The sequence below is a fragment of the Pseudomonas sp. IT-P218 genome (assembly GCF_949767605.1).
In the GTDB taxonomy this organism is placed as follows: domain Bacteria; phylum Pseudomonadota; class Gammaproteobacteria; order Pseudomonadales; family Pseudomonadaceae; genus Aquipseudomonas; species Aquipseudomonas putida_AE.
Window position 1 is genome coordinate 73,453 of the sequence record NZ_CATKQQ010000011.1, and the last position, 12,492, is coordinate 85,944.

General features: G+C 60.2%; 9 protein-coding genes. 8 read left to right on the forward strand and 1 reads right to left on the reverse strand.

The features are described from left to right. Positions 1–105: 105 nt before the first annotated feature. Positions 106–1,779, reverse strand: coding sequence for a DNA repair protein RecN (gene recN / locus ACM6I6_RS06960; RefSeq protein ID WP_274074078.1), 1,674 nt, complete (start codon positions 1,777–1,779; stop codon positions 106–108). A 240-nt stretch (positions 1,780–2,019) separates the two neighbouring features. Between recN and grpE the strand changes: the two genes are divergently transcribed. From grpE to ACM6I6_RS07000, 8 genes are all read left to right on the forward strand, one after another. Continuing rightward, on the forward strand, positions 2,020–2,586 hold the full coding sequence (grpE, locus tag ACM6I6_RS06965; protein WP_274074077.1) for a nucleotide exchange factor GrpE: 567 nt from the start codon (positions 2,020–2,022) through the stop codon (positions 2,584–2,586). A 102-nt stretch (positions 2,587–2,688) separates the two neighbouring features. Further along, a complete protein-coding gene (dnaK, locus tag ACM6I6_RS06970; protein WP_274074076.1) occupies positions 2,689–4,605 on the forward strand; it encodes a molecular chaperone DnaK in 1,917 nt (638 codons plus the stop codon). A 295-nt stretch (positions 4,606–4,900) separates the two neighbouring features. Beyond that, complete coding sequence (gene dnaJ, locus ACM6I6_RS06975) at positions 4,901–6,025, forward strand: molecular chaperone DnaJ (RefSeq protein WP_323605483.1); 1,125 nt, start codon at positions 4,901–4,903, stop codon at positions 6,023–6,025. Positions 6,026–6,035: 10 nt separating this feature from the next. After that, positions 6,036–6,839, forward strand: coding sequence for a 4-hydroxy-tetrahydrodipicolinate reductase (gene dapB / locus ACM6I6_RS06980; RefSeq protein WP_274074074.1), 804 nt, complete (start codon positions 6,036–6,038; stop codon positions 6,837–6,839). A gap of 259 nt (positions 6,840–7,098) precedes the next feature. Then, a complete protein-coding gene (carA, locus tag ACM6I6_RS06985) occupies positions 7,099–8,235 on the forward strand; it encodes a glutamine-hydrolyzing carbamoyl-phosphate synthase small subunit (RefSeq protein ID WP_046820625.1) in 1,137 nt (378 codons plus the stop codon). 118 nt (positions 8,236–8,353) lie between these two features. Continuing rightward, positions 8,354–11,575, forward strand: coding sequence for a carbamoyl-phosphate synthase large subunit (carB, locus tag ACM6I6_RS06990; protein WP_323628169.1), 3,222 nt, complete (start codon positions 8,354–8,356; stop codon positions 11,573–11,575). 2 nt (positions 11,576–11,577) lie between these two features. Next, positions 11,578–12,054 carry a transcription elongation factor GreA gene (gene greA, locus ACM6I6_RS06995; protein WP_274074139.1) on the forward strand — a complete coding sequence of 159 codons (477 nt, stop codon included), beginning with the start codon at positions 11,578–11,580 and terminating at the stop codon, positions 12,052–12,054. Positions 12,055–12,082: 28 nt separating this feature from the next. Continuing rightward, positions 12,083–12,487: an MFS transporter gene (locus ACM6I6_RS07000; RefSeq protein ID WP_274074072.1), complete on the forward strand. Its 405-nt coding sequence runs from the start codon at positions 12,083–12,085 to the stop codon at positions 12,485–12,487. Positions 12,488–12,492: the final 5 nt, after the last annotated feature.

Genomic DNA, 12,492 nt, shown 5'->3' on the forward strand with positions numbered 1-12,492 from the left:
TGCAGGTTTGGATAGGCCTGTAGGAGCTGCCGCAGGCTGCGATCTTTTGACCTTATAAAAGCAAGATCAAAAGATCGCAGCCTGCAGCAGCTCCTACAGTTCGCTTTAGATTTTTGCGGTGACGACCATTTTCTTGGCGTGAGCCAGGGATTCCTTGGTCAGGTCGATGCCGCCCAGCATCCGGGCCACTTCTTCGACGCGATCGTTCTTGCTCAGTTTGGAGACGGCCGTGCGAGTGGCATCCGCGCCGCGAACTTTGTGCACAAATAAATGCTGATGGCCCTGCGCCGCTACCTGGGGCAAGTGCGTGACGGTCAGGACTTGGCCGCGCTCGCCGAGACGACGCAGCAACTGGCCGACGATTTCCGCGGTGGGGCCACCGATGCCCACGTCCACTTCGTCGAACACCAGGGTCGGAACGCGGGAGGTTTGCGCGGTGATGACCTGGATGGCCAGGCTGATTCGCGACAGTTCGCCGCCCGATGCCACCTTCGCCAGCGCTTTCAAAGGCTGCCCCGGGTTCGCGCTGACCAGCAGTTCTACCTGCTCAAGCCCGTTCGGGAGCAATTCATTGCTGTTGTTCGGTCGCAGCTCGATGGCAAACCGCCCGCCGGGCATGCCCAAGCGCTGGATCTCCTGTTCCACCGCGCTGGCCAGGCTGCTGGAGGCCTGGTGGCGCAGGTCGCTTAACTCCCGAGCCTTCTCCTGATAATGACGGGCATAGGACGCCAGCTCATCGCTCAGTCGCTCGATGGACTCATCGTTGGCGTTCAGGGTTTCGATTTCATCCAGCAAGCGCTGCTGCATCTCGGCGACTTCGGTCGGCTGGATGCGGTGTTTGCGCGCCATGGTATAGATCGCATCGAGGCGTTCTTCCAGGTATTGAAGGCGCGCCGGGTCTGCGTCGAAGTTATCCAGGAAGCGGTTCAGCTCACCCACGGCCTCTTCAACCTGGATCTGCGCGCTGGTCAGCAGGCTGCTGGCTTCGCCCAGCGCGCCAATCGAGCTGTTCACGCTCGACAGGCGGTTCAGGCTTGCCGTCAGGGCGTTGAGGACATTGCCGGAATCGCTCTCGCTGCATTGTTCGACCACTTGCCGGCAGATACCCAGCAAGGTTTCCGCGTTTGTCAGGTTCTTGTGTTCCTGTTCCAGTTCTTCCAGTTCGTTGTCGCCCAGGCCAAGGTTTTCCAGTTCTTCAAGCTGGTAGCTGAGCAACTGATGGCGAGCGCGCTGCTCATCGCCGGAGTTGGACAGTCGCTCAAGCTCCTGGTGAGTCTGGCGCCAGCGCTGGGCCGCCAGATGCACCTGGCGGGCGAGGTCCGTGGCACCGGCGTACTCGTCGAGCAGGCGGCGGTGGGTGTCGGTCTTTAGCAGGGACTGGTGTTCGTGCTGGCTGTGGATATCGATCAGCAGCTCACCCAGGGCCTTGAGATCGCCCAGCGGGCAGGGCGTGCCGTTGATGTAGCCGCGGGAACGCCCTTCGGCGGTGATGACCCGGCGCAAGATGCACGGGCCATCGTTCTCGAGGTCGCGCTCGGCGAGCCAGGCGCTGGCTTCCGGGATGTCGACCAGGTCAAAGGTGGCCAGGATGTCGGCCTTGTCTGCGCCGGGGCGGACCACGCCGCTGTCGGCGCGATCGCCGAGGGTCAGGCCCAGGGCGTCGAGCATGATCGACTTGCCGGCGCCGGTTTCCCCTGTGATCACGCTCATTCCCCGATCCAGTTCAAGATCGAGATGTTCAACGATGGCGTAGTTATGTACGGACAGGTGCACCAGCATGAAGGCCGCTCCCAGGCTTTAGGTCTGGTTATTTATACAGTGTTTTGTTTCTGGCTGACAATGCCCCTCGTTAGCTCGTTTCGCTTGAGCCGACGAAATCCTTAGCGCGCCGGGGAATGACAATGCAGAGCTTTTTGTAGGGTTAATCGCATCCAGCCCCTTGAAGCCGGATTTTGCGGCCCCATATAGCTGGACAGAAGCGCGAGTCGAGCTCGCGGACGATATTGAAAGGAGAATTCTATGGCTGACGAACAGACAGTGGATACGCAAAATCTAGACGCCGACCAGGCTTCCCAGGCTTCGGGTGATGACCTGGCGGCTCGTGTACAAGTGCTCGAAGAGCAACTGGCAGCTGCGCAGGATCAGGCTTTGCGTGTAGCCGCCGATCTGCAGAACGTCCGCCGTCGCGCCGAGCAGGATGTGGAAAAGGCTCACAAATTCGCGCTGGAAAAATTCGCCAGCGACCTGCTGCCGATCATCGACAGCCTGGAGCGCGGCCTGGAGTTGTCCAGCCCGGATGACGAAAGCATCCGTCCGATGCGCGAAGGGATCGAGCTGACCCTGAAAATGTTCCAGGACACCCTGAAACGTTATCAGCTGGAAGCGATCGATCCGCACGGCGAACCGTTCAACGCCGTTCTGCATCAGGCAATGGCCATGCAGGAAAGCGCCGACCTCGAGCCGAACAGTGTTCTGAAGGTGTTCCAGAAGGGTTATCAGCTCAATGGACGCCTGCTGCGCCCGGCCATGGTCGTGGTCAGCAAGGCCCCTGCGCCAGTTTCGCCTTCGATTGACGAGCAGGCTTGAAATTAGCCGCAAGGCCCCCATTTAGAAGTCAAGCGTTTAAGTGCTACCGCAGTTAGCCACCACTGCTGCGGCAACCAAATCCAAAGTTTCGGGAGAGTGAACATGGGCAAAATTATCGGTATCGACCTGGGGACTACCAACTCCTGCGTCTCCGTGCTGGAAAACGGCAAGGCCAAAGTTATTGAAAACGCAGAAGGCGCGCGTACCACGCCGTCGATCATCGCGTACGCCAACGATGGCGAAATCCTGGTTGGCCAGTCCGCCAAGCGTCAGGCTGTGACCAATCCGCACAACACCCTGTATGCGGTGAAGCGTCTGATCGGTCGTCGCTTCGAAGAAGAAGTGGTACAGAAAGACATCCAGATGGTCCCTTACAAGATCGTCAAGGCTGACAACAACGACGCCTGGGTTGAAGTGAACGGCCAGAAAATGGCGCCGCCACAAATCTCGGCTGAAATCCTCAAGAAAATGAAGAAGACCGCCGAAGACTACCTCGGCGAGCCAGTGACCGAAGCGGTGATCACCGTTCCGGCCTACTTCAACGACAGCCAGCGTCAAGCGACCAAGGACGCCGGCCGCATCGCCGGTCTGGACGTGAAACGTATCATCAACGAACCAACCGCAGCCGCTCTGGCTTACGGTATGGACAAGGCCAAGGGCGATCACACCGTGATCGTTTACGACCTGGGTGGCGGTACGTTCGACGTTTCCGTGATCGAGATCGCTGAAGTCGATGGCGAGCACCAGTTCGAAGTATTGGCCACCAACGGCGATACGTTCCTGGGCGGTGAAGACTTCGACATTCGTCTGATCGACTACCTCGTCGACGAATTCAAGAAAGAAAGCGGCATGAACCTCAAGGGTGATCCGCTGGCGATGCAGCGCCTGAAAGAAGCCGCTGAAAAAGCCAAGATCGAGCTGTCTTCCGCTCAGTCGACCGACGTCAACCTGCCGTACATCACTGCAGACGCCACCGGTCCAAAGCACCTGAACGTGAAGATCTCCCGCGCCAAGCTGGAATCGCTGGTTGAAGACCTGGTTCAACGCACCATCGAGCCTTGCCGCATTGCGCTGAAAGACTCCGGTATCGAGATCGGCGCGATCAACGACGTGATCCTGGTCGGTGGTCAGACCCGCATGCCACTGGTTCAGAAACTGGTGACCGAGTTCTTCGGTAAAGAAGCACGTAAAGACGTGAACCCGGACGAAGCTGTAGCCATGGGTGCTGCCATCCAGGGCGCGGTACTGGCCGGTGACGTGAAAGACGTTCTGCTGCTGGACGTCAGCCCGCTGACCCTGGGTATCGAAACCATGGGTGGCGTGATGACCGCGCTGATCGAGAAAAACACCACGATTCCTACCAAGAAATCGCAAGTGTTCTCGACTGCCGACGACAACCAGGGCGCCGTGACCATTCACGTGCTGCAAGGTGAGCGTAAGCAGGCTGCACAGAACAAGTCCCTGGGCAAGTTCGACCTGGCCGAGATTCCACCAGCACCACGTGGCGTGCCACAAATCGAAGTGACCTTCGACATCGACGCCAACGGCATCCTGCACGTAGGCGCCAAGGACAAGGCCACCGGCAAGACTCAGTCGATCGTGATCAAGGCCAACTCCGGCCTGTCCGACGAAGAGATCGAGCGCATGGTGCGTGATGCCGAGGCCAACGCCGAGGAAGACCGCAAGTTCGAAGAGCTGGCCGCTGCCCGTAACCAGGGCGATGCACTGGTTCACTCGACGCGCAAAATGGTTGCCGATGCTGGCGACAAGGTAAGCGCTGAAGAGAAGACTGCGATCGAAGCTGCCGTGGTTGCCCTGGAAGCCGCCGTGAAAGGCGACGACAAGGCTGCTATCGAAGCCAAGGTTGAAGAGCTGTCGAAAGTCTCCGCTCCAGTGGCGCAGAAGATGTACGCCGAACAGGCTCAGCCAGCTGAAGGCGCGGCACCGCAAGGTGAGTCGGCCGAGAAGGCTGATGACGTGGTCGACGCTGAGTTCGAAGAAGTCAAAGACCACAAGTAAGTTGTTGGTCGGCCGGTTGACTGCCTTGCGGCGGTGACTGGTAGGATGTCGCCGCGCGGGAGCTTGCTCCCGCGTTGGCGTATCTGGAATACGCGAATTTTTACAGCATGCGACAACGTTCGGATGTTGGTGGTATGGCCGGAAATGCTCCTGCTTTTCGCGCCGCAAGTACCGCAAGAATCAAAGACCAGGATCGTTGAATTGACGTGAGTTGGGTCCGGGCCTGTATTGGGGCTCAATGAGTTCGGCAGACTCAGGAGGGTTTTGTCGAACGTCCTCAAGAGTGCAGAGACTTATGGCAAAGCGTGACTATTACGAGATATTGGGTGTTGAACGAGGCTCAAGCGAGGCGGACCTGAAAAAGGCTTACCGTCGCCTGGCGATGAAGCACCACCCGGACCGTAATCCTGATGACAAGGCATCGGAAGAGTTGTTCAAGGAGGCCAACGAGGCCTACGAAGTGCTGTCCGACTCCAGCAAGCGTGCGGCGTACGACCAGTACGGCCATGCCGGTGTAGACCCGAGCATGGGTGGCGGCGGTGCCGGTTTCGGCGGTCAGAACTTCTCCGACATCTTCGGCGATGTCTTCAGCGACTTCTTCGGTGGCGGTCGCGGTGGTTCCCGTGGCGGTGCCCAGCGTGGCAGTGACTTGCGCTATACCCTGGAGCTGGACCTGGAAGAGGCGGTGCGCGGTACGACCGTGAATATCCGCGTTCCGACATTGGTCAACTGCAAGCCGTGCGACGGCTCGGGGGCCAAGAAAGGCTCCTCGCCAGTGACTTGCCCGACCTGTGGCGGTATCGGCCAGGTGCGCATGCAGCAAGGCTTCTTCTCGGTGCAGCAAACCTGCCCGCGTTGCCATGGCCAGGGCAAGATCATCTCCGACCCGTGCGACTCCTGTCACGGCGAAGGTCGTGTCGAAGAGTACAAGACCCTGTCGGTGAAAGTGCCGGCCGGTGTCGATACCGGTGACCGCATTCGCCTGTCGGGCGAAGGCGAGGCGGGCGCCATGGGCGGGCCGACCGGCGATCTGTACGTGGTGATCAACGTGCGCGAGCACTCGATCTTCCAGCGTGACGGCAAGCACCTGTTCTGTGAAGTGCCCATCAGCTTCGTCGATGCGGCGCTGGGTGGCGAGCTGGAGATTCCGACCCTCGATGGTCGGGTCAAGCTGAAAATCCCTGAAGGGACCCAGACCGGCAAGCAGTTCCGCGTGCGTGGCAAGGGCGTTGCGCCGGTGCGTGGCGGCGGTGCGGGTGACTTGATGTGCCGTGTGGCGGTCGAGACGCCGGTCAACCTGAGCCGTCGTCAGCGTGAAATGCTCGAAGAGTTCCGCAACTCCCTGGCGGACGACAACAGTCATTCACCGAAAACCACAGGCTGGTTCGAAGGCGTGAAACGCTTCTTCGGCGATTTGTAAGGAGACAGGCATGCGACGTATAGCTGTGATGGGCGCCGCCGGGCGCATGGGCAAAACCCTGATCGAAGCCGTGCAGCAGGCACCGGGTGCCGGCCTGACGGCGGCAGTGGATCGTCCTGACAGCACGCTGGTCGGCGCGGACGCTGGCGAGCTGGCTGCCATCGGTCGCATCGGCGTGCCGCTGTCGGGTGATCTGGATCGTGTGGTCGATGAGTTCGACGTGCTGATCGACTTCACCCACCCGACGGTGACCCTGAAGAACCTCGCCTTCTGCCGTAAGCACAACAAGGCGATGATCATCGGCACGACCGGCTTCAGCGTTGAAGAGAAGCAGTTGCTGGCGGAGGCGGGCAAGGAAATCCCGATCGTCTTCGCGGCCAACTTCAGCGTCGGCGTAAACCTGTGCCTGAAGCTGCTCGACACCGCCGCTCGGGTGCTGGGTGACGATGTCGATATCGAAATCACCGAAGCCCACCATCGGCATAAAGTCGATGCGCCGTCTGGTACCGCCGTGCGCATGGGTGAAGTGATTGCCGACGCCCTGGGTCGCGACCTGAAGAAAGTCGCGGTTTACGGTCGTGAAGGCCAGACGGGTGCTCGCGAGCGCGAGACGATCGGTTTTGCCACTGTTCGTGCTGGCGACATCGTCGGTGATCACACCGTGCTGTTCGCCGCCGATGGCGAGCGTGTCGAGATCACCCACAAGGCCTCCAGCCGCATGACCTTCGCCAAGGGTGCGGTCCGTGCCGCTTTGTGGCTGGATGGGCGCGAGCCTGGTCTTTATGACATGCAAGACGTGCTCGACCTGCGTTAAGATGCACCCGAAACCGGGCTCGCGCACAGCGTTCGAGCCCGGTTTTATCCCGCCAAGCGACGTCCTGTCGCATTCTCCAGCCTTTAAGGCTCATTGGCGGTAGACCAAAAAGGCCTTTTTCTGTAAGCTACAGCTTTAGTGTGTCCACTAAAAGCGCGCAGAATAATTCAGTGAAGAAGCGGGGTGACGTGTCCATACGTCACTCCGCTTTTTTACAACCTGCGATCGCCCTTTCAGGCTTTATTTACGGGAGGTCTTCTTGACTAAGCCAGCCATACTCGCCCTTGCTGATGGCAGCATTTTTCGCGGCGAAGCCATTGGAGCCGACGGTCAAACCGTTGGTGAGGTGGTGTTCAACACCGCAATGACCGGCTATCAGGAAATCCTTACCGATCCTTCCTACGCCCAACAAATCGTTACCCTGACTTACCCGCACATCGGCAACACCGGCACCACGCCGGAAGACGCCGAGTCCAACCGCGTCTGGTCGGCTGGCCTGGTCATCCGTGACCTGCCACTGGTGGCGAGCAACTGGCGTAACACCATGTCCCTGTCCGACTACCTGAAGGCCAACAACGTTGTGGCCATCGCCGGTATCGACACCCGCCGCCTGACGCGCATCCTGCGTGAAAAAGGCGCGCAGAACGGCTGCATCATGGCCGGTGACAACATTTCCGAAGAAGCCGCCATCGCCGCCGCCCAGGGTTTCCCTGGCCTCAAGGGCATGGACCTGGCAAAGGTCGTCAGCACCACCGAGAAGTACGAGTGGCGCTCGACTGTCTGGGATCTGAAAACCGACAGTCACGCGACCATCGAAGCCTCCGAGCTGCCGTACCACGTGGTGGCCTACGACTACGGCGTCAAGGTGAACATCCTGCGCATGCTGGTCGAGCGCGGCTGCCGTGTGACCGTGGTGCCTGCCCAGACGCCTGCCGCCGATGTACTGGCCCTGAAGCCGGACGGCGTGTTCCTGTCCAATGGCCCTGGTGATCCGGAGCCTTGCGACTACGCGATCCAGGCGATCAAGGACGTGCTGGAAACCGAGATCCCGGTATTCGGCATCTGCCTCGGTCACCAGCTGCTGGCCCTGGCCTCCGGCGCCAAGACCCTGAAAATGGGCCACGGCCACCACGGTGCCAACCACCCGGTCCAGGACCTGGACACTGGCGTGGTGATGATCACCAGCCAGAACCACGGTTTCGCGGTAGACGAAGCGACCCTGCCGGCCAACGTTCGTGCGATCCACAAATCGCTGTTCGACGGCACCCTGCAAGGTATCGAGCGTACCGACAAGAGCGCCTTCAGCTTCCAGGGTCACCCGGAAGCGAGCCCTGGCCCGAACGACGTAGCACCCCTGTTCGATCGCTTCATCAACGAGATGGCCAAGCGACGCTGATCGCTCGCCCTGATGTTGCAAAGCCTGAGGGCGGCCCCGACACCGGTGGCCCCCTCGGGTCTTCACAGATTGAACAAGACGGCTTGCCGACTGACCTGCGGATTTGAGTGACAAACCCATGCCAAAACGTACAGACATTAAAAGCATCCTGATTCTCGGCGCTGGCCCGATCGTTATCGGCCAGGCCTGCGAATTCGACTACTCCGGCGCCCAGGCCTGCAAAGCCCTGCGCGAGGAGGGCTACCGCGTCATCCTGGTGAACTCCAACCCGGCCACCATCATGACCGACCCGGCCATGGCCGACGCAACCTACATCGAGCCGATCAAGTGGCAGACCGTTGCCAAGATCATCGAAAAAGAGCGTCCGGACGCGCTGCTGCCAACCATGGGCGGCCAGACTGCACTGAACTGCGCCCTGGACCTGGAGCGTGAAGGCGTTCTGGAGAAGTTCGGCGTAGAAATGATCGGTGCCAACGCCGACACCATCGACAAGGCTGAAGACCGTTCGCGTTTCGACAAGGCGATGAAGTCCATCGGCCTGGCGTGCCCGCGTTCCGGTATCGCCCACAGCATGGAAGAGGCCAATGCGGTCCTCGAGAAGCTCGGCTTCCCGTGCATCATCCGTCCGTCCTTCACCATGGGCGGCACCGGTGGCGGTATCGCTTACAACCGTGAAGAGTTCGAAGAAATCTGCGCCCGCGGCCTGGACCTGTCGCCGACCAAAGAGCTGCTGATCGACGAATCGCTGATCGGCTGGAAAGAATACGAGATGGAGGTTGTCCGCGATAAGAAGGACAACTGCATCATCGTCTGCTCCATCGAAAACTTCGACCCGATGGGCGTGCACACCGGTGACTCGATCACCGTGGCACCGGCACAGACCCTGACCGACAAGGAATACCAGATCCTGCGTAACGCCTCCCTGGCGGTACTGCGTGAGATCGGCGTGGAAACCGGCGGTTCCAACGTTCAGTTCGGCATCTGCCCGAACACCGGCCGCATGGTCGTGATCGAGATGAACCCGCGTGTATCCCGCTCGTCGGCACTGGCTTCGAAAGCCACCGGCTTCCCGATTGCCAAGGTCGCGGCCAAACTGGCTGTGGGCTACACCCTGGACGAGCTGTCGAACGACATCACCGGCGGCAAGACCCCAGCGTCCTTCGAGCCGTCCATCGACTACGTCGTGACCAAGCTGCCACGTTTCGCCTTCGAGAAATTCGCCAAGGCTGACGCGCGCCTCACCACTCAGATGAAGTCGGTGGGTGAAGTCATGGCCATCGGCCGTACTTTCCAGGAATCCCTGCAGAAAGCCCTGCGCGGCCTGGAAGTAGGCGTTTGCGGCCTGGACGAGAAGGTTGACCTGAGCAACCCGGAAAGCATGAGCGTGCTCAAGCGCGAGCTGACCGTGCCGGGCGCCGAGCGTATCTGGTACGTGGCGGACGCCATGCGCGCCGGCATGAGTGTTGAAGACATCTTCGGCATGACCATGATCGATCCGTGGTTCCTGGTACAGATGGAAGACCTGATCAAGGACGAAGAGAAGGTCAAGACCCTGGGTCTGACCAGCATCGATCGCGACCTGATGTTCCGCCTCAAGCGCAAAGGCTTCTCCGACATGCGCCTGGCCAAGCTGCTGGGTGTGACCGAGAAGGCCCTGCGTGCTCACCGCCACAAGCTGGAAATCTTCCCGGTCTACAAGCGCGTCGACACCTGCGCCGCCGAGTTCGCCACCGATACCGCGTACCTGTATTCGACGTACGAAGAAGAGTGCGAAGCCGCGCCATCGGGCCGCGACAAGATCATGATCCTGGGCGGCGGTCCTAACCGTATCGGCCAGGGCATCGAGTTCGACTACTGCTGCGTACACGCGGCACTGGCCCTGCGCGATGACGGGTACGAGACCATCATGGTCAACTGCAACCCGGAAACCGTTTCCACCGACTACGACACCTCCGATCGCCTGTACTTCGAACCAGTGACCCTGGAAGACGTGCTGGAAATCGTCCGCGTCGAGAAGCCAAAAGGCGTAATCGTCCAGTACGGCGGCCAGACCCCGCTGAAACTGGCCCGTGCGCTGGAAGCCGCAGGCGTGCCGATCATCGGCACCAGCCCTGACGCCATCGACCGTGCCGAAGACCGCGAGCGCTTCCAGCAGATGGTCCAGCGCCTGAACCTGCGTCAGCCGCCAAACGCCACCGTGCGCAGCGAAGACGAAGCGATTCGTGCCGCCGCCAAGATCGGTTACCCGCTGGTGGTGCGTCCGTCCTACGTATTGGGCGGTCGTGCGATGGAAATCGTCTACGAAGAAGAAGAACTCAAGCGCTACCTGCGTGAAGCGGTTCAAGTGTCCAACGACAGCCCGGTGCTGCTGGACCACTTCCTCAACTGCGCCATCGAAATGGACGTGGATGCGGTCTGCGACGGTAAAGACGTCGTCATCGGCGCGATCATGCAGCACATCGAGCAGGCCGGCGTTCACTCCGGTGACTCGGCATGCTCGCTGCCACCGTATTCGCTGCCGGCGCACATCCAGGACGAGATGCGCGAACAGGTCAAGAAAATGGCCCTGGAGCTGGGCGTGGTCGGCCTGATGAACGTACAGTTGGCGCTGCAAGGCGAAGACATCTACGTCATCGAAGTCAACCCGCGTGCTTCGCGTACCGTACCGTTCGTGTCCAAGTGCATCGGTGTTTCCCTGGCGATGATCGCCGCACGCGTGATGGCCGGTAAAACCCTGAAAGAGCTGGGTTTCACCAAGGAAATCATCCCGAACTTCTACAGTGTGAAAGAGGCGGTGTTCCCATTCGCCAAATTCCCTGGCGTTGACCCGATCCTCGGCCCGGAGATGAAGTCCACCGGTGAAGTGATGGGCGTGGGCGACACCTTCGGTGAAGCATTCGCCAAGGCCCAGATGGGCGCCAGCGAAGTGCTGCCGACCGGCGGTACTGCGTTCATCAGCGTTCGTGATGACGACAAGCCACTGGTTGCGGGCGTGGCCCGTGATCTGATCAACTTGGGCTTCGAAGTGGTTGCCACTGCCGGTACCGCCAAGCTGATCGAAGCGGCAGGCCTGAAAGTGCGCCGCGTGAACAAGGTGACCGAAGGGCGTCCGCACGTAGTCGACATGATCAAGAATGACGAAGTCACCCTGATCATCAACACCACTGAAGGCCGTCAGTCGATCGCTGACTCCTATTCCATTCGTCGCAACGCGCTGCAGCACAAGATCTACTGCACCACGACCATTGCTGCTGGCGAAGCGATCTGCGAAGCGCTGAAGTTCGGTCCCGAGAAGACCGTACGCCGCTTGCAGGATCTACACGCAGGATTGAAGGCATGAGCATAACCAAGTACCCGATGACCGTTCAGGGCGCTCGCGCCCTGGAAGAAGAACACACTCACCTGACCAAGGTCGTTCGTCCGAAGCTCAGCCAGGACATCGGTACGGCCCGTGAGTTGGGTGACTTGAAGGAAAACGCCGAATACCACGCTGCTCGCGAGCAGCAGGGTATGGTCGAGGCGCGGATCCGTGACATCGAAGGCCGGATCCAGAATCAGGTCATCATCGATGTCACGACCATTCCTCACACCGGCAAAGTGATCTTCGGCACCACCGTTGAAATCGCCAACGTCGAGACGGATGAGCGCGTCACCTACCACATCGTGGGAGAGGACGAGGCAGACTTCAAACTCGGCAAGATTTCGGTGGGCGCACCCCTGGCCCGTGCCTTGATCGGCAAGGAAGAGGGTGATGTGGTTGCAGTAAAAACGCCAAGCGGCGTTATCGAGTACGAGATTGTCGAAGTCCGTCACATCTGAAGCCAGGCGCCCGCTGCATGCGGGCGCCATGCTCTGGCAGCTGGCCCAGATGTTGTGGGTCGGCGGCCTGTGGCTGGTACATCTCGGCTTGCAGCCGGTGTTGGGTCGAATTGGCCTGGCACCGTTGCTGATCGATGAGATCGCCGGCTTGTTCGAAACCATGGTGGTGATGTTTGCCGCCGTGTGCGTGATCTTTCAGGCTTTGGTGCTGGTACAGGCCAATGGCCTTGCCAGTCTATGGCGGGATTTTCGTGGGCAGGTGTTGCTGATCGCGTTGTGCGCGTGTGCGATGTTTGTCGCGGTGCTTGTCGGCTGGCCTGATGCGCAGCGCTGGCAGGTGTTCAGCTATATGGTTCTGGGGTTCTCGGGACTGGTGCTGATCATGCAGCCGGTACCCGGATGGAGTGGCAGGGTGCGCGAAGCACACCCTTGACCCTT